Genomic DNA, 16,867 nt, shown 5'->3' with positions numbered 1-16,867 from the left:
AGCCAGGACCGCAGCACCCATCAAGGCTGAACAGGCATGGAGCAGGCAACACGCTACACCGCAACGCTGTACCTGGCCGCCCCCGGCACCCCACTGAAGAGCGGGGGCATCTCGCCGCGCGGCCATATGTACCTGCAGGTGGCGGCAGACGACGAGACCCACAGCTACGGCTTCGCACCACCGCGCTACGCACCGGGCGAAGCTCCCACCGGCGTGCAGTACGCGCAGGTGCGCCACGACGATGCCGACGAGCATCTGGACCCGTACTACAGCCGCACCCTGGAAATCACCGAGGAGCATTACGGCTGTCTGCGTGACTTCGCTGAGGAACCGGCCGAGTTCGAATTCGATGTGGATCGCCCGGCCACCATCAACCGCTGCAGCGATTTCGTCTGGGCGGCGTTGCATTACGCTGGTCTGCATCCGCTGCCGGCGCCGCTGGATGGCGGCAGCAATCTTGGCGAGTTCGCGGTGCTGTTCAACCTGCCGGAAATCCAGTGCATTGCCGCACCGTTCCCGGGCAGCGATCTGAATGCTGAAACCCATCATGCGATGCCCGAGCGCGAGGCCGAGCATCATCGTCAGGGCGATCGTGCCAGCGATGAGCCGCCGCCGACGCCGATTGAAGTGGCCGGCACGCTGCTGGACCCCTCGCATCCGGACCATCGCCTGTTCGCGCAGCTGATCCAGAAAGTGGCCGAGCTGGACGCCGCGCATGGCCGCCCGTTCGATGCCGCCAGCCAGCGCATCAGCGCCAGCCTGCTGGTGCTGGCCAAGCAGAACAATCTCTCGCGGGTGGACCACGTGCTGCTCAGCCAGCCGACAAAAAGCAGCCATGCCGCCGAGAGCATCTTCATCGTGCAGGGCGATCGCAACGACCCGGGGCACCGCCGCGCCAGCATCGCCACTGAAGTGGCAGCCAAGACCGATGTGGCCGATTCGCTGCGGTTGAAGGAGCAGTAATCCGCGCGCTTGCCATACGCGCTCAGACGCACGCCACGCCCCCCACCTGCTACCATTCCCCCGCTACCCAGCCAGCCCACCCCGCGCAGACAGATGCAGGTCGGGCCGTCGTAGAACGGCCCAGCGAGCCAGGACACCCTCCCGTGCCCATTCAAGGACGCTCGCATGTTCCGTAATCCTCTCTTCCGCTCGGCCGCCTTGGCCGTTGCCGTTTCGCTCAGCCTCGGCGCGCCCTCCGCGTTCGCCGACAACGCACCCGCCGCCAGTGCCACCGCCTCTGTGCAGCGCCAGGCCGTGGCCAAGGGCCTGTACGAACTGGCCTACAGCCCGAAGCAGAACGCCGTGTTCGTGGCCTCGTCCGGCGGTTTCGGCGATGACGCCGGCCCGGCCCAGGTGCTGCGCCTGAACCCGACCACGCTGGCCGTGGAAACCCGCATCCCGCTGGAGCGCAAGGCGTTCGGCGTGGTGCTGGATGACGCCCACAACCGCCTGTACGTGGGCAACACCGTGGACCTGTCGGTGACCGTGGTCGACACCGCGCAGAACAAGGCTGTCGGCACCATCCAGTTGATGGAGAAGAAGACCGGCAAGGACGGCAAGGCCGCCTACACCCACGACCTGCGCGAGCTGGTGGTCGACAGCGCCGCCAACCGCCTGTACGTGACCGGCCACAGCAGCCAGCCGGACGTGAGCAGCGTGCTGTTCGTGATCGATACCAACACGCTGAAGGTGATCAACACCATCGACGGCCTGGGCAATGCCAAGGCGCCGGGCCTGGCGCTGGATGCGGCCAACAAGCGCGTCTACACCAGCAACCTGCTGGCCGATCTGGTGGTGGTGGGCACCGATTCGAACAAAGTGGTGGCGCAGCACAAGATCGCCGCCGAGCAGCCGATGAACATCGCGCTGGACCCGGCCGGCAAGCGCCTGTTCGTGACCGACCAGGGCTCGGAATTCCTGCGCGGCTACCAGGCCAAGAGCAGCGGCCTGGTCAGCAAGCATCCGGGCCAGCGCGTACTGGTGCTGGACCGCAGCACCGGCAAGGAACTGGCCAGCATCCCGACCGATGCCGGCCCGCTGGGCATCCTGCTGGATGCACCGCGCAAGCGCCTGTACGTGACCAATCGCGAAGCCGGTACGGTGACGGCCTACAACAGCGACAGCTACCAGAAGGTGGCGACCTACACGGTGCCGACCCACCCGAACAGCCTGGCGCTGGATGCGAAGAACAACGTGTTGTTCGTGAGCATCAAGAACGGCGAGAAGGATGACAAGGGCGCCGACGAGAGCGTGGCGCGGATTCAGCTGTAACCGGCTACGGGGCCGCCCGTGCGTCTGGCACGGGCGGCCCTGCCCGGATCAGGTATCAAGTGCCTTGTGCAGCGGGTGACTTCTTCGTGTCTGCTTCCCGCGGGCACGGATTGAACTCGGTAACCTGGTCCATGGGGATGCGATGGATGGTCCTGCTGTCGTCATCCTTCAAGCGTACAAGCAGCACGGAACTGGTCGAGTAGACAACGTTGATCGGATGGGTAGCGGTACCATCACCGATCAGGAGCCTGCGCGATGCGCTGTCACGCGATCGCAGATCCAGCGTCATGCAGCCCCCGGATTTACCGCTTGGCGGATTGACAACCTGCGATGCCAGGTATGCACCGGTCGGTGGGAAGAGCATGGCCACAGTGACCATGATCGAGGCGAACGAGAGTGCAAGTACACCGACACCGTATCGTCCACTCAGCTCATCGACCACTCTGATGACGATGGACTGGAATATGCCCAATGCTACTGCGGCCGTGAGCAGGCACGCGCCAATCACCAGATCGCTTTCCCTGGAGACCAGGCCGAGCATGAGCTGCATGATCGTGTTGATGGACAGCAGCTGCATGAGCCCCATGCCCAGCAGGAAGTAGCTGTCCAAGGAAAGCCATTTCTGCTTCCTGTCATCGGGTTTCGCCCAGCGGGAAAAGAAAACGAAGATCAGCAGGCAGCCAATTGTGCTGAACCACAGTGCTGCATCTGAAATTTCGGTGTAGAAGGACGCGACATAGATTCCGCTGAAATGCAGTACGCCTGGCGTTATAAGCGCAAGGCTCCAGCGCCAGAGCGTCCTGTTCCGGCTCGCCGGATCGTCCGGCAGCAGCTTGATACCCTGGCCTGGGATGTACGAGAACCGATTGGGTGACAGCACGATGGGGGAAAGGAACATGACGGCCAGGGCAAGGATGCGAAGCCCGGTCACCGCAAGCATCATGGGGAGTGCGGAAACGGCATCGGACGAAAGCAGGCTGATAGGCAGCTGCTCCCTGACTGCGTAGTAGAGGATGCCTGCGCTGGGCAGAAGTACTGCAATCGACGCAATGAGTACCGTATGGCGCTCGATCCAGGCCAGCACCGGGCGAAGTTCTGCGACGACATTGTCAATGAAGGTCACGAGCTCGGAATGACGCTTGTTCATCAATCTCTCTTTTGAGGGTTCCATCATCCTGATCTGTGTTCCCTCACTGTCCGATGAGGGGATTGCCTGCTGTCGACCGCTGAGGTCGTCCGGATTTCGACGGGAGTAAAGGTCTACCTCGTGTCACGTACTTCGTTGCTGTCGCGTACCCAGCACCCCAGGCCATACAGCGCGAGCCCGTACACCACGGTGGCACCGATGATTCTGAACATGGCGTTCCTCGTCAGGTAATGGAAGGAAGGGAGGCCCAGCACCGATGTGGCCTCCCGGAGAGGAATATGCGGATCCCTCCGACAATCTGTGTCGCAGTGCGATGTGTCGTCGCAATCGGCCGCGAAAAGTTCGTAATAGGCCTAAAGTTTTCGGAAGTGCTGTCGATGATCCGGGGGATCAGGCGTTACGACACGGTTTGTCGCTATGTACGCCGAAGATGGATCTCCCAGCCAAACCTGCGGGCGAAGCATGCCCGGGTATTGGCCCACAGCTGGATGCTTTGCGTCACGGAGGAAAACGCAATGGAACCCAATGCAGATGACAATGCCCGCGAAACTTCGGGCAGGCAGATCCTGGACGCAGCGACGACGATGTCAACGCTGGAGACTGTCCAGCGCTATGGCAATGCAAATGCCGAATACATCAAGGGGTATACCGGAAGAGACGCCCTGACCGGTCAGACATTTACCCATGGCCTGGAGAAGATCTCCAGGTACAAGCTTGATCCGGTACGCCCCGAAAACAGCATTGCCCAGCAGGCCGGCTATGCGGCTGAGGTCGCAGCGACCAGTCGTGACAATGCCGAGGCCATCATCAGTGGGTCACCCGTTCGCACGGTGCGCAGTGATGACCATCCCCAGTACCGGCGGAACGATGATCGCGTTGACCGGGTAAGGGTTTTGGATGGCCAGATCATTGAAGGCAGCCAGTCCCAGATGAAGTTCGTGGGCAATCGTGACCGGCTCCTTGAGAAGATCGCTGCGCCCGATGGAGAGTTCTCGCGCTATCGTGGGCTGAAGTTGGAGCTGCCCTCGGAGCAGTACATCGATGCCGAGGCATATTGCCGGGCGCAGGCAGCAGATCTGCGCCGCCAGGCGGACGTGGTCGACGCGAGGGGCAAGCCTGAGGTAGCACTGCATCTTCGTGCGAAGGCAGACAACTATGAGCAGCTGGCCGGCAACCTTCTGGATACGGGGCTGACCAGTGACGATGCGAAGTTCTATCGCACCCATCCGCGGATGGCGACGGTGCGCGATATCGCGCATACCAGCCACAGGGCAGGTGTTGAAGGCGCGCGCGGCGCGTTCATGGTTGGCGCGGCGATCAGCATGGCGACCAATGCCTACGCGGTGGCAACCGAGCGCAGGGGGATGATTGATGCGGGCCGCGCAGTCCTGGTGGATGGTGCCGTCTCTGCCAGCATGGGCTACGCAACGGCTGCGTCCGGGGCCGCATTGACCGCAGTGATGCAGCAGTCAGGCCGACAGAGCCTGCAGGTCCTTTCCCGTACCGCCGCGCCGGCCATGGTGGTCGACGTCTGCGTGACCATGACCAGCTGCATACGTCGTTACGCCAAGGGTGAGATCGACGGCGTCCAGTTCCTGGATGAGATCGGTGAGAAGGGCTCCGGCATGATGGCTTCGGCCATGATGGCGGCATTGGGCCAGATCGCAATTCCGGTCCCGGTGGTTGGCGCCGCCATCGGCGGGATGATTGGCTGCACGCTTTCATCGATCTTCTATCGGGAAACGTTGGAGGCGGCCAGGAGTGCCGATCTGGCTGCCGAGAGGCTGGCCTTGGCAATCGAGCTCAATGAAGCTGCCCGTGAAGAAATTCTGACGCAGCGCCTGGCGCTGGCGCAGTTCATTGCGGCCGAGCTTCCAGTGCTGAATGACGAGACCGCCCAGTTGCTGTGTGCACTCGATACCACCCAGTCAGAGATTGACGCCGATGGCTTTGCGGCTGCAATCAACCGCTTTGCCCTTCTGCTGGGCAGCCGCCTGCAGTTTGCTTCGCTGCAGGAATTTGATCTGTTCATGACGGGTGACGAGCCACTTCGGCTTTGATCAATCGAACCCATTTCTGGTCGTGGCCTTCCGGGCAGGTTGGCCACACCGGCTTCCGTGTGTGATCCCAGGACCTTGGAGATACGATGTTCCTTTATCTGCTTCCAGACACCGAGCAGGCAACCTTCCTGAAGGTTGCGCGCCTGCTGAGCGTGAGTGACAACCCGATGCTGTGGGACGGAAAGACCCACGAAGAAGTGACTGGCGATACCAACCTGAGCAAGGTTTCGCTGGATGAATCCGAACACGAACGTGCGATCTTCGACAGCTTTTCCCGTGAGTGCGGCAAGGTTTATCGGTCCGACGGGGTGACGAAGGAACTGTTGACGCGCCTGCAGACGATGCCGCTGGTGCGCCAGAGCGACCCGGTGGAGCGGGCGCGGGTGGCGTGCGAGGTGCTCGACTCGCTGATCGACAAGGCCATGGTCGAAGCCGCGCAGCCGGCCGTACCGAAGGTGATGCTGTATGAGTTGATGCTGCTTGCACTGGCCGACGGTGAAGTGTCGAGTGTCGAGGAAGCACAGCTGCGTCGCCTGGCCGATATCTTCGGTATTGACGACTACATCTACAACGACCTGCTTGAGCGCGCGGAAAGCATCAACCGCGAGGCCAGCCGTACCGTTGCCATCATTCTTGAGTAAAGGGAGTTACCCATGATTCCAATCGTAGTCGGGGCCGCGATGGCGGCCAGCGCGCTGTATGGCATCTACAAGGGCGGCAAGGCCGTGGTCGATCACAAGGATGCCGGCATCGCCAACGCCGATGCCAAAGGGCTGATCGAGAAGGGCTCGTCGTTGCTGGAGACGCAGCGCAAGCGCACCAACACGGTGCTTGAGGACTATGGCGCACGCAAGCTGCGTGCTTTCAATGGAGGGATCGCGGACTTCATCGATGCGTTTGGCCAGCTCAAGAACGTTGAGGGCATCGGCTCACCCGAACTGGACAAGCTGGTGCAGGGCGATTTCACCACGGCGTCGCTGGAAGGCCTGAAGCGGGACTACCATTTGCTGATGGACTCGGGCCTGGGCCTGGGCGCCGGGCTGGGAAGTGGCGCCGCGCTGGCATTTGGTGCGTACAACGGGACGATGCTGCTGGCCAGTGCCAGCACCGGCACTGCCATTTCGACCCTCAGCGGTGTTGCAGCAACCAACGCAACGCTGGCGTGGCTGGGCGGCGGTTCGTTGGCGGCGGGCGGATTCGGAATGGCTGGCGGCACCCTGGTGCTGGGTGGCCTGGTTGCCGGTCCGGCGTTGGCGATCTTTGGCTACGTGGTGGGCAGCAAGGCTGAAGCTGCGCTGGCCGATGCCCGCCGTAACAAAGAGGTTGCTCGAACCCATTACGACGAGGCCGTGTTGGCCGCCGAACAGTTGGCAGCGGTCGAGGCCGTTACAACGCTCGCCAACAGGACGTTCTCCAAGCTGTGCATGTCGCTGCGTCGTGGTGTAGCCGATATCCGTGATGTCATCCGGGAGCACGGCTGCGATTTCAGTAGTTTCCCCCAGCAGGCGCGGGAGCGGGTTTTCCGTGCCGTGAAGATTGCCCAGCTGATCAAGGTGATGATCGATACGCCGATCCTGGATGACGCAGGAGCGCTGGTGCTTTCGACCGAGAAGACCGTGGCCGATGTGGATGCGGCGATGGCGGTGATTAAGGGCGAGGAGCCCGCCAAGGCGGCTTGACGATGGGCAGAGCCCCACGCCGTTCTGGTGGGGCTCTTGTTGCCTGTCGGCTCTGGAAGGGAAGATTGATATGAAGATCCGTTCGAACGACACGTTGATGCGGCAGTGGGAGATGCTGCGCATGATCCCGCGCGCTCCGCGCAGGATATCTGTCAGGCAGATACTGGAGAATCTAGAGCCGCTGGGCTTCAGGACCAGCAGCCGCACCATTGAACGGGACCTGCAGAACCTGTCCACGCGGTTCCAGCTCATTGCCGACGACAGTGAAAAGCCCTTTGGCTGGAGTTGGTCCAGGGAAGCGAACTTCGCCTTCACGCCCAGGCTGTCGATTTCCCAGAGCGTTGCGCTGCTGCTTTCGCATGCACATCTGCGTCAGCTGCTCCCGGCAACGGCCATGAATGAGCTGATGCCCGTGTTCGACATGGCGCGGGCGGAAGTCTCGACGTCGGGCTGGGGGGAGTGGGCCAGCAGGACCGCGATCCTGCCCATGGGCCCGAATCTGCTTGCCCCCGAGGTGGAAACGGCCGTACAGGTGGATGTCCACAGGGCATTGGCGTCCCGGCGCTGCCTGTCAGGCTGGTACCGCAGAAAAGGCAAGGACGAGCCGAAGGAGATGATCATGCATCCTCTGGGGCTGCTGATGCGCGGTTCTGCGCAGTACCTTGTCTGCATGCTGCGGGACTATACGGACATCCGCCACCTGGCGTTGCATCGCCTGAGTGGAACCCGGGTGCTTGAATTAGAGGCAAGGAGCCTGCCGGACTTCGACTTCCAGCGCTATGCGAGGACCACCGCCACCGCGTTCCAGGGGCAAGGACGCATCGTACTGGAGGCGCGCTTCCGGGCGACGGCTGCGGAGCATCTCAGGGAGACGCCCCTGTCGGTCGATCAGACGATCAGTGATCTGGGTGATGGATGGATCCGGCTGCGCGCTACGGTGGAGGACGACCAGACCTTGCGTTGGTGGCTGATGGGCTTCGGGAGCAACGTGCGGGTCGAGTCCCCATCGCACCTGTGCGAAGCCATCGGCGCGGAGTTGGCCCAGGCAGCAAGCTACTACCTCCGCGATCTGGAAGAGGCCCTGGGCTGAAAGGGTTCTGCTCAGGGCGAGTGAACACTCGCCGACGGGTTCATTCCGTTGCCGGCCGATGGTCGTAGCTGATCACCCGCTCGGCCAGCCAACGCCCATCCACGCGGCGCCAGACCTGGATGAAGCGGGCCTGGCCTACCCAGCGCTCCACGCCGTCCTTGCCGCGTTCATGGAAGCGGTGGTCGCCGATCTCCAGCGCCCGTTCGTCGTGCAGCGGGAACACGTGCAACGAAGGTTCCACCAGTTCACGGCGCAGGCTCCAGCCGCCCTTGCGCGCATTGCTGCACATGTTGGCCACGCTGCGGCGGAAGTCCTCGCGGCTGCTGGCCGACTTGCCGTCCTTGTCATGGAAGAACTCCATGTCTTCGGTCGTCATCGCGGCGGCCCGGTCGGCGTCGCAGGCCTCGAACGCCACTGCGAACAACTGTGTATCCGCCTGGCGGATCTGTTCGCGCAGGTCATCGGTGGACGGCGCTGTGGCGACGAGGCCGGCGGCCAGCAAGGGCAGGGTGAGCAGCAGCATGGCGGAAGCTCCAAGGATGGTTCAGGCAGGCTCGCATGGCCTTTGGCCCGTTGCAGCCGGTCTGCGACGAAACGGGCTTTCCGCGGAGCGAATGCCCGCATTGGCGGCCCGGCCGAGGCGGCGTCGCCTGTGCAGGCGATGTCATGGCGACCGACGATTCCATCACGGTCGCGATAGGCGGCGGCCAATAGCCTGAAAGCCTCCCCTTCCACAGGAGCTCCCATGCCTGCTTCCCGCATCCGCCTGCACGTTGAAGACACCGGTGGCGACGGTCGCCCGGTCATCCTGATCCACGGCTGGCCGCTGTCCGCCGATGCCTGGAAGACGCAGGTGTCGATCCTGCGCGATGCCCAGTATCGGGTGATCAGCTTCGACCGCCGCGGCTTCGGCCGCTCCGACAAGCCGGCCGAGGGCTACGACTACGACACGCTGGCGGCGGACCTGGCCGGGTTGATCGAGGAGCGTGACCTGCGCGACGTCACCCTGGTCGGTTTCTCGATGGGCGGCGGTGAGGTGGCGCGCTATGTGGCCAATCACGGGCAGGATCGCCTGCACAGCGTGGTGTTTGCTGCTGCGGTGCCGCCGTATCTGCTGCGCAGTGACGACAATCCGGAAGGGCCGCTCACCCAGGAAAAGGCCGATGAAATGCGCAGCGGTCTGGAGAAGGATCGCGAGGCGTTCTTCGATGGCTTTACCCGCGATTTCTTCAGTGCCAATGGCCAGTTGATGGTGACCGAAGAGACGCGTCAGGCGGCGATCGCGCTGTGCCATCAGTCCGACCAGAACGCAGCGCTGGGGTGCATGAAGGCGTTTGCTACCACCGACTTCCGCGAAGACTTGAAGAAGATCGCGTTACCAACCTTGATCCTGCACGGTGACAGCGATGCCATCGTGCCGTTTGAAGGTTCTGGAGAGCGCACACACCGAGCCATTCCGGGCAGCGAAGTGGTGATCCTGGAAGGTGCGCCGCACGGCTGCAACACCAGCCATGCTGATCACTTCAATCTGGCACTGCTGAACTTCCTGAAACGGTAAGCTGCCGCGATGCGCGAACCGAAGACACCGCCGTGGAAGAAGCCCAACCCCAAGGGCCAGACATCGCAACCGCTGTCGGCCGCCCAGAAGGAGGCGGCGCGGCAGCGTGCGGAAGAGAACGGGCGGCGCTATCCGAATCTCGTGGACAACATGTGGGCGGCGAAGCTGCCGCGGGGATCCTGATCTGTAGTGCCGAGCCATGCTCGGCTCCGCTCTGCATCCATCCACGCATGGCGTGGATCTACTGCAACAGCAGCCGAGCGTGGGCTCGGCTCTACAGGTCGGCCAGCGGCATCCAGCCGGGTTCCCACCAGGGTGAGATCTTGCCCTGACGGACGGTGATTGCCTCAACCGGTACCCCAGCCAAGCGCGCAAGCTCAGCACGCAGCCATTCGGCATCCACCGGCACGGCCGTAGCCACCTGCAGCCGATCACCCTGATGCCTCACCTGTACCGGCAGCGTAGCGTGCGCGTCATGCTCGCCGCCGGTGCGTCCGATCGGGTAGCGCATCGTTACCGACCGCGACAGCTGCGCCAGCGCTGGCTGCCAGGCCTGCAGCACATGCGCCTGCCCGGCAGCGGGAACATGTACTTCAGCAATCGTGGCTGTGTAGCCGGTGATGCTCTCGACCATGACCTGGAAGCGCGCACCATCCGGCATGACGAGCACGGCGGCGATTAATGCGGAGAGCGAAACGAGCACTGCCGCGAGGTTCCAGCTGCGCGGCGCGGTGGCCGGGCGAGTTGCGGTGCGCAGGCCCGGTTTGCGCCGCAGCTTGCGCGCGTAGATGCGCCGGTCCTTCCGGCGCGGGCTGCTGCTGTGCTCGGGCAGGTTCAAAGGAACCCGTGGAAGGCGCGCTGCGCGGGCCTTGATCAGGCGCGACAGCAGCATCCACGCGATCACGAACGCCAACAGCGGAAGCAGCGTTCGCACCCACAGATACAGCGTGACCATCCACAACACCTCTACAGACGACCGTCCATGCTCGTCCACATCCTACCGGGACCGCGCGGCGGTTGTCGTATCCGCCAGCCGACAAGCACAGGGCGCTTGGTTAGGATGGTCCTTTGTTGTCACGGATGAACCGATGGTCTCTGCTGCTATCCGCTTCTGTCGTATCTGTGGTCCCGGCCCGATCCTGATGGTGCTGCAGGTGGTGGCGCTGCTGTCGATGGCGCTGACAGCCGGCTTCTTCCATTACCGCGTGGATCTGCTGCTGGAGCCGGTTGATGAAACCTGCGGCGGCCCGGATCCGGTGGCACGCATGCAGGTGGCGGAGCAGTTGATGGCCCGTTCGCTGGCGCTTGAGCCTTGGCAGCCGCTGCATTGGATTCCGCTGGCCGGCGTGACCCTGGCCATGCTGGGTGCGATGTCGATCAGTCTCTATCGGCTCGGGCGCCTGCCGGGGAGACTGCGCCTGGCCAACTGGGGAATGATGGCACTGCATGGCGTGATACTGGCGTTGGCCAGTTGGGCGCTGCGTCTGTACGACACGGCATGGACCAGCGTGGCGACGCTGTCTCCTGCGGCGTGCATGGTTGAGCTGGGTGAGCAGGGCAGGTTGCCGCTGGCGCAGGCGCAGCAGGTGGTGTTCGAGATCCTCACCCATGAGCATGCGCCGCTGCTGCGCAACCCTGATGACCTTGCCCTGGTGCTGGTCGCGTTGATGCTGATGGCGATGGCTGCGGGATTCATGCTGTGGCGGGCGATCGTGCGCGAACGTCAGGTGCCGTCGCCCAGCCCATAGCGGGTGTGTGACCAACCACGCGCCCGCAATCGCGCTAAAGTCAGCACTTCGCTCCTGCAAGGATGTGCTGATGCGTTGGTTGCTGCGTGCTGTGCCATTGCTGTTGTGTTCGTTGGCGGTGCACGCCGCCGAAGTGGATCGCCGGATCGCGGTGACCATCGACGACCTGCCCTGGGCGCGGGTGGACGAGATCATTCCGCCGGACCTGCAGTCGCGGCATGAAGCGCTGATGGCGCAGCTCCGCCAGGCGGGCGTGCCGGTGGTCGGCTTCGTCAACGAGAACAAGCTCGAGATCGACGGGCAGGTGCAGCCGGCGCGGGTGCAGATGCTGCGCGACTGGCTGGACGCCGGCTACGCGCTGGGCAACCACACGTACTCGCACATGGATCTGAATGCCAAGGGCGTGCCAGCGTTCCAGCAGGACTTCCTGCGTGGTGAAACGGTGCTGCGGCCGTTGCTGGCCGAGCGCGGCCTGAAACCGCAATGGATGCGCCATCCCTATCTGCGTGCCGGGCGCACGCCGGAAGAACGCGCGGAGATGGATGTGTTCTTCAAGGCGCACGGCTACCGCGTGGCGCCGGTGACGGTCGACAACGGTGAGTGGGTGTGGGCGTTTGCCTATGCCAACGTGATGAACGAGCAGCCCGATTCCCCGTCGCGCGAGGCGACGCTTGCGCAGCTGCGCAAGGGCTATGTGCCCTACATGCTGAACAAGTTGGACTACTACGAGAAGCAGTCGCAGGCGCTGCTGGGCTATGCGCTGCCGCAGGTGTGGCTGATGCACGCGAACGAGCTCAATGCAGCCACGTTCGCCGAACTGGTGGCGGCGACCAAGCGCCGCGGGTACCGCTTCATCTCGCTGGAGGACGCGATGCGCGATCCTGCTTACGCGCGTGGCGCCGAGGGCTACAGCGGTCGCTATGGCCCGAGCTGGCTGCACCGCTGGGCGATGGCCGAGAAGAAGCCGAAAGACTTCTACGCCGGTGAACCGGAAGTGCCGAAGTGGGTGATGAAGCTGGCGAAGGTTGACTCGGAATGAAGCTCAGCGCTTGACGGCAAGCACGCCGTCAAGCGCCAGTTCGGCCTTGAAGCCGGCCTTTTCCAGGCGCTTGGCTACTTCACGCGGCACGTCGCGGCCGCTGGTCAGCTTGTTCGGCGCGCCGGTGTAGTGGAACAGGCGCCCGCCCTTGCGGATGACACGGGCGAGGTGGTCGTAGAACACCTGCGAGTACAGTTCGCCGGCGATGCCGAAGCGCGGCGGGTCGTGCAGTATCGCGTCGACGCTGCTGCTGGCCACCTGTTCGATCTGCTGCGAGACATCGCCATGGCTGAACTGCAGGCGGCCACCGGCGGCAGCCGAATCCGGATCCGGGGACCACGGGTTGAGCGTGCGCAGCCACATCACGTCGGCATTCTTCTCGAACGAGCGGATCTGGCCGACACCGGCCTCCAGCGCACAGGCGGCGAAGTAGCCCAGGCCACCGCAGGTATCGAGGATGATCTTGCCGGCCGGGGCGACCAGCTCGACCTTGCGGCGCGCGTCCTCGAACGGTGACAGCTTCGAGGTGGGCAGCATCTTGATACCGTCGATCTCGAAGGTCGGTGCGCCCCATTCGGTCGGCACCAGCTTGATCAGCGAACCGCTGTAGCGCGAGATCGGCGCGAAGTCCTCGCCGTCCCAGTAGTACAGCGTGCGGTCCTTCAGCTTGCCCGGCCACGGGTAGGCCTGGCCACGGAAGTGGAAGCCGTCGGTGTTCAGGGCCACGGTGTCCTGGCTCCGGCCCAGGTCGAGCGATCCCTGCCAGTCGGCAGCGCCCTTGTCATGGGCACGGCGCAGGGTGTCAGCGCTGTCGCGGGTCAGCAGGGGGCCGGTGTAATGGGGCACGGCGGGTACCGGGGCGGTTCGGGGGAGGGCATGGTACCGCAGGGCTTGGCAGGGTTACTGAGATTCCGTAGTACAGGCCCAACCGGATGAGGGACTTGGTAGAGATGCAGTACCCAATGAGGGCGTCATGCCCATGGCGGCGCAGAATTCTTCGTGGAAGTCTCGTGCCGCTGAGGGTTGAAGAGCGTAGTGATAGGTCAGTATTCCTTCTTCATTTCTGATGAGAAGTTGCTGGATGCATATCATGTTTCCAGAACTGTCAGGGGCCGATGTGCTACGGATGACGATAGGCGTCCCGGACAGACTGTAGTCGGCACTCAGTTGGTCTGGAAGGCACGATCCTGATAGGAAAGTCAGGGATTGAAAGATGGCGGCGATCATTGGGGTCGGATCATGAGCCTGAGCAAGGAGGGCGACTTCGTCACCCTCACTGCTTCGTCAAGGAGTTTGGATGTCAATTGGCTCTGATGGAGCCGCGATTGCTTGCACCGGCGCGCGGTACACAGCCTTCCATCAACGTATTCATTGTCTGTGGAACATGAGCGAAGCAGAGTACTCTTGCGGTATGGCTACCCACTGTGTTTGGTGGGTAATACTCGTTATAGAAGGTATGGCACCTCCCGTTGTCTATTTGCGCGCTACCCTGGATGTTCCCGCTGACTGAGCTGTTGAATCTTACGGTTCCATAGGAAATGAAGTTCTGGCCAGCTGATTCCTGACCATTGGGTGCATAGGCGATTACATAGTCAGTACTCTTTGCGTCGCTAGCACTGTTCGACTCGATGCTTGAGCAATGCCACGCGGCGCTCCCAGGCCCCACTGTGATGGACTCGCCCTTGGCGGGGTTCATCCCGATATCCGCGCAGGAAGCCTCGTGATACTGCTTCGTGGCTTCCGTTTGATCGTCGTAGCGGTATACATATTGTCCCTTCGAGTTGCGGGTGAGGGACTGCTCCACACTGATCGTTCCCCCAATGAAGTCAGGCCATTCCGCGCTGCGGACGATTCTTGATGGGGTCTTCGCTTCGTCAGCGATTTGTCCATCAGCTGGAGTTCCGTCTCTTGCCTGAACGGATGCAGAGACAATGAACGTGAGAATCGCTATCTGCAGTTTCATTTGAGCCTCTCAGATCTGGGTGAGGGTCCATCTTCATTACTTGCCCCATTGCATTTTGGGGCGCATCAGGCAGATCTTCGGATTTCAAAAATTTCTTAATTTTGACTGTCGCTATTGGCACTTCACCGCATACACCGGCCCGGCCCCGATCAGCATCAAGGCCATGTAGTCACTGTCGCCGGCCTTGCCCTTCAACATCGCGCCCTTGTTGAAGTGGAAGATGCCGAAGCCGCCGGCCATGCGGATCAAGGCGCTGTCGATCTGTTCGGCGTCGTCGCGGAAGTAGCGGCTGATTTCACTGCGGGTGGCCTTGTGCAGGGCATTCGGCTCGCGCTGCCACTGGTCGCCGCGGCTGAAGGAGACGAAGTACTGGCTGCCTTCCTTCTCGATGCGGAAGTCGGCCGGTTTGCGCGCGCTGGTGGCGAAGCAGCCCTGCAGCGGGTCTGCGGAGAAGGGAAGCCCGGCGTCACCGCTACAGGCGGTGAGCAGCAGGAGTGCACCGGGCAGCAGCAGGCGGAGCGTGCGCATGGGATGTCCCGACGGGGCAGGTGCGGCTAGTGTAGGCAGCACGCGGGCACGGTCCGTACAGAAATTCGGCAAGCGCAAAGGGGTTTTCGGATGGCGCAGGGCAAGGCACCGTGGTGCGGCGTGGCCAGTTGGCTGGGGATCGTGGTGGGCTGGGGCGCGGGCACGCTGGCGGCGCAGGCGGCGGGAGACAACAGCCTGGCGGCGGGGCTGGGCGTGGGCGTGCTGGGCGCGGCACTGGTGGGCGGTGGCTTGGCAGTAGCTTCGCGCGTGCGCGGTGAGCGCTGGCCGTGGATCGGCATTGCCGGCGCGGTGCTGAGCGCGCTGCCGCTGCTGATGTACCTGCTGCGGATGATGTTGAAGCTCTAGCGGTAGTGCCGGCCGCTGGCCGGCACCAACAGGGTGCATCCGTCGTTCATGAGGTTGCCGGCCAGCGACCGGCACTACCCGGCGTGGATCATGCGCTGCGGTGAATCTCCACCGTCACGTGCACCAGCTCCTCATGAATCGCCAGCGCGTTGCGCACGGTATCGGCATCCAGACTGACGTCGCTGGTGACCACGCTGGCGCTGACCGCGTACTTGCCGCGACCCACTTGCCAGACGTGCAGGTCCGCCAGACGTGCCGGCCACGGACCCTGTTCGATCACTTGGCGGACTTCGGCCACCACCGGTGCATCCATCTGCGCGTCGAGCAGGATACGACCACTGTCACGCAGCAGGCCGATCGCCCAGACAGTAACCAGCACGGCGCCGACCAGGCCCATCACCGGGTCCAGCCAGGTCAGGCCGAGCAGCTTGCCGCCGAGCAGGGCGACGATGGCCAGTACCGAGGTGGCGGCGTCGGCCAGCACGTGCACGTAGGCCGAGCGCAGGTTGAGGTCGTGACCGTGTGCATGGCCGTGATCGTGGTGTTCGTGGTCATGCCCGTGATGATGGCCATGGTCATGCCCGTGGTGATGATGCGCGTGGCCCGGGCTGTCGTGCAGCCACCATGCGCAGAGCAGGTTCACGCCCAGGCCCACCGCAGCGATGGCGATGGCTTCGTTGTAGTGGATGGGGGCGGGCACCCACAGCCGTTCCAGCGATTGCACGGCCATCAATGCGGCGACGCCAAGCAGGGCGATGGCGCTGGTGTAGCCGGCCAGGATCTCGATCTTCCAGGTGCCGAAGGCGAAGCGCGGATCGTGTGCGTAGCGCCGCGCACAGCGGTAGGCGAACACCGAGAGGCCCAGCGCCAGCGCGTGCGAACTCATGTGCCAGCCGTCGGCGAGCACGGCCATGGAGTTGAACCACCAGCCGCCGACGATCTCCACCAGCATCATGGCGACGGTGAGCCACAGGGCGCGGCGGGTATTGCGTTCGGCCAGCGGGTTGCCATCGTCGAAGCGGTGTTCGTGGCGGCGGGCGGCGGCGAGGGCGTCCAATTGCATGGCGGTGGGAGCTGGAGTGGATACCCCCATAGGGTATATGATCCCGCCATGGCCCATGTACACAAGAATCGAAAGCAGCTGCTGACACGGGTACGCCGTATCGCGGGTCAGGTGGCGGCGTTGGAGCAGGCGCTGGACACCCCCGAGGGGGAAGCGGGTGACTGCGCGGACGTGCTGGTGCAGGTCGCCGCCGTGCGCGGTGCAGCCCACAGCCTGCTGATGGAGCTGCTGCACGAGCACCTGCAGGAACACGTAGTGGGTGCCGACGACCCGCAGAAGCGGGCGGACGAGGCCGAAGTGCTGGTGGAACTGCTGCGCCGCTACGGCAAATAGCAGGGGTAGTGCCGGCCAG

At 63.4% G+C, this 16,867-nt stretch carries 19 protein-coding genes; 12 read left to right on the top strand and 7 right to left on the bottom strand.

Annotated features, from left to right (window positions below; genetic code table 11):
• The first annotated feature begins 36 nt into the window (after positions 1–36).
• Positions 37–963: an XVIPCD domain-containing protein gene (locus tag V9K93_RS11780; protein ID WP_337302594.1), complete on the top strand. Its 927-nt coding sequence runs from the start codon at positions 37–39 to the stop codon at positions 961–963.
• Between the two features lie 165 nt (positions 964–1,128).
• Complete coding sequence (locus tag V9K93_RS11775) at positions 1,129–2,274, top strand: YncE family protein (protein WP_337302593.1); 1,146 nt, start codon at positions 1,129–1,131, stop codon at positions 2,272–2,274.
• Between the two features lie 55 nt (positions 2,275–2,329).
• Here V9K93_RS11775 and V9K93_RS11770 read toward each other — a convergent pair whose 3' ends face one another.
• Positions 2,330–3,421, bottom strand: coding sequence for a hypothetical protein (locus V9K93_RS11770; RefSeq protein ID WP_337302592.1), 1,092 nt, complete (start codon positions 3,419–3,421; stop codon positions 2,330–2,332).
• A 515-nt stretch (positions 3,422–3,936) separates the two neighbouring features.
• Here V9K93_RS11770 and V9K93_RS11765 point away from each other — a divergent pair.
• The 4 genes from V9K93_RS11765 (at position 3,937) to V9K93_RS11750 (ending at position 8,250) form a co-directional block, all read left to right on the top strand.
• The gene (locus V9K93_RS11765; protein WP_337302591.1) at positions 3,937–5,481 is read left to right on the top strand and encodes a hypothetical protein; all 1,545 of its coding nucleotides are present in this window, start codon (positions 3,937–3,939) and stop codon (positions 5,479–5,481) included.
• Positions 5,482–5,567: 86 nt separating this feature from the next.
• Complete coding sequence (locus V9K93_RS11760) at positions 5,568–6,122, top strand: tellurite resistance TerB family protein (protein ID WP_033833675.1); 555 nt, start codon at positions 5,568–5,570, stop codon at positions 6,120–6,122.
• Positions 6,123–6,134: 12 nt separating this feature from the next.
• Positions 6,135–7,160 carry a hypothetical protein gene (locus V9K93_RS11755; protein WP_337302590.1) on the top strand — a complete coding sequence of 342 codons (1,026 nt, stop codon included), beginning with the start codon at positions 6,135–6,137 and terminating at the stop codon, positions 7,158–7,160.
• A 70-nt stretch (positions 7,161–7,230) separates the two neighbouring features.
• Positions 7,231–8,250: a helix-turn-helix transcriptional regulator gene (locus V9K93_RS11750; protein ID WP_337302589.1), complete on the top strand. Its 1,020-nt coding sequence runs from the start codon at positions 7,231–7,233 to the stop codon at positions 8,248–8,250.
• A 40-nt stretch (positions 8,251–8,290) separates the two neighbouring features.
• Here V9K93_RS11750 and V9K93_RS11745 read toward each other — a convergent pair whose 3' ends face one another.
• A complete protein-coding gene (locus V9K93_RS11745; protein WP_337302588.1) occupies positions 8,291–8,773 on the bottom strand; it encodes a nuclear transport factor 2 family protein in 483 nt (160 codons plus the stop codon).
• A 222-nt stretch (positions 8,774–8,995) separates the two neighbouring features.
• On the opposite strand from V9K93_RS11745, the gene V9K93_RS11740 reads away from it, so the two are divergent.
• Together V9K93_RS11740 and V9K93_RS11735 are read left to right on the top strand one after the other, a co-directional pair.
• Positions 8,996–9,808, top strand: a complete 813-nt coding sequence (locus V9K93_RS11740; protein ID WP_337302587.1) for an alpha/beta fold hydrolase — start codon at positions 8,996–8,998, stop codon at positions 9,806–9,808.
• Positions 9,809–9,817: 9 nt separating this feature from the next.
• Complete coding sequence (locus tag V9K93_RS11735) at positions 9,818–9,991, top strand: hypothetical protein (RefSeq protein WP_004139657.1); 174 nt, start codon at positions 9,818–9,820, stop codon at positions 9,989–9,991.
• A gap of 91 nt (positions 9,992–10,082) precedes the next feature.
• On the opposite strand, the gene V9K93_RS11730 is transcribed toward V9K93_RS11735, so the two are convergent.
• Positions 10,083–10,763 (bottom strand): hypothetical protein, encoded by a 681-nt coding sequence (locus tag V9K93_RS11730; protein ID WP_337302586.1) that lies wholly within the window; start codon positions 10,761–10,763, stop codon positions 10,083–10,085.
• Between the two features lie 133 nt (positions 10,764–10,896).
• Here V9K93_RS11730 and V9K93_RS11725 point away from each other — a divergent pair, with 133 nt between their 5' ends.
• Complete coding sequence (locus tag V9K93_RS11725) at positions 10,897–11,556, top strand: hypothetical protein (RefSeq protein ID WP_337302585.1); 660 nt, start codon at positions 10,897–10,899, stop codon at positions 11,554–11,556.
• Between the two features lie 70 nt (positions 11,557–11,626).
• Positions 11,627–12,595, top strand: coding sequence for a polysaccharide deacetylase family protein (locus V9K93_RS11720; RefSeq protein ID WP_337302584.1), 969 nt, complete (start codon positions 11,627–11,629; stop codon positions 12,593–12,595).
• Between the two features lie 3 nt (positions 12,596–12,598).
• Here the strand turns inward: V9K93_RS11720 and V9K93_RS11715 are convergent, their stop codons facing one another.
• From V9K93_RS11715 to V9K93_RS11705, 3 genes are all read right to left on the bottom strand, one after another.
• A complete protein-coding gene (locus V9K93_RS11715; protein ID WP_337302583.1) occupies positions 12,599–13,441 on the bottom strand; it encodes a class I SAM-dependent methyltransferase in 843 nt (280 codons plus the stop codon).
• A gap of 454 nt (positions 13,442–13,895) precedes the next feature.
• Positions 13,896–14,558 (bottom strand): hypothetical protein, encoded by a 663-nt coding sequence (locus tag V9K93_RS11710; RefSeq protein WP_337302582.1) that lies wholly within the window; start codon positions 14,556–14,558, stop codon positions 13,896–13,898.
• Positions 14,559–14,669: 111 nt separating this feature from the next.
• The gene (locus V9K93_RS11705) at positions 14,670–15,086 is read right to left on the bottom strand and encodes a hypothetical protein (protein ID WP_337302581.1); all 417 of its coding nucleotides are present in this window, start codon (positions 15,084–15,086) and stop codon (positions 14,670–14,672) included.
• A 90-nt stretch (positions 15,087–15,176) separates the two neighbouring features.
• Here V9K93_RS11705 and V9K93_RS11700 point away from each other — a divergent pair, with 90 nt between their 5' ends.
• Positions 15,177–15,452 (top strand): hypothetical protein, encoded by a 276-nt coding sequence (locus V9K93_RS11700; RefSeq protein WP_046984487.1) that lies wholly within the window; start codon positions 15,177–15,179, stop codon positions 15,450–15,452.
• A gap of 88 nt (positions 15,453–15,540) precedes the next feature.
• Here V9K93_RS11700 and dmeF read toward each other — a convergent pair whose 3' ends face one another.
• Positions 15,541–16,515 carry a CDF family Co(II)/Ni(II) efflux transporter DmeF gene (gene dmeF / locus V9K93_RS11695; RefSeq protein ID WP_046984488.1) on the bottom strand — a complete coding sequence of 325 codons (975 nt, stop codon included), beginning with the start codon at positions 16,513–16,515 and terminating at the stop codon, positions 15,541–15,543.
• 48 nt (positions 16,516–16,563) lie between these two features.
• Here dmeF and V9K93_RS11690 point away from each other — a divergent pair, with 48 nt between their 5' ends.
• Positions 16,564–16,848, top strand: coding sequence for a metal/formaldehyde-sensitive transcriptional repressor (locus tag V9K93_RS11690; protein ID WP_136639946.1), 285 nt, complete (start codon positions 16,564–16,566; stop codon positions 16,846–16,848).
• The last annotated feature ends 19 nt before the right edge of the window (positions 16,849–16,867 follow it).

The sequence above is a fragment of the Stenotrophomonas sp. CCNWLW162 genome (assembly GCF_037203745.1).
GTDB lineage: Bacteria > Pseudomonadota > Gammaproteobacteria > Xanthomonadales > Xanthomonadaceae > Stenotrophomonas > Stenotrophomonas maltophilia_AQ.
Note: the sequence above shows the minus strand (reverse complement) of the source record. Positions and strands in the feature narration are given on the sequence as shown.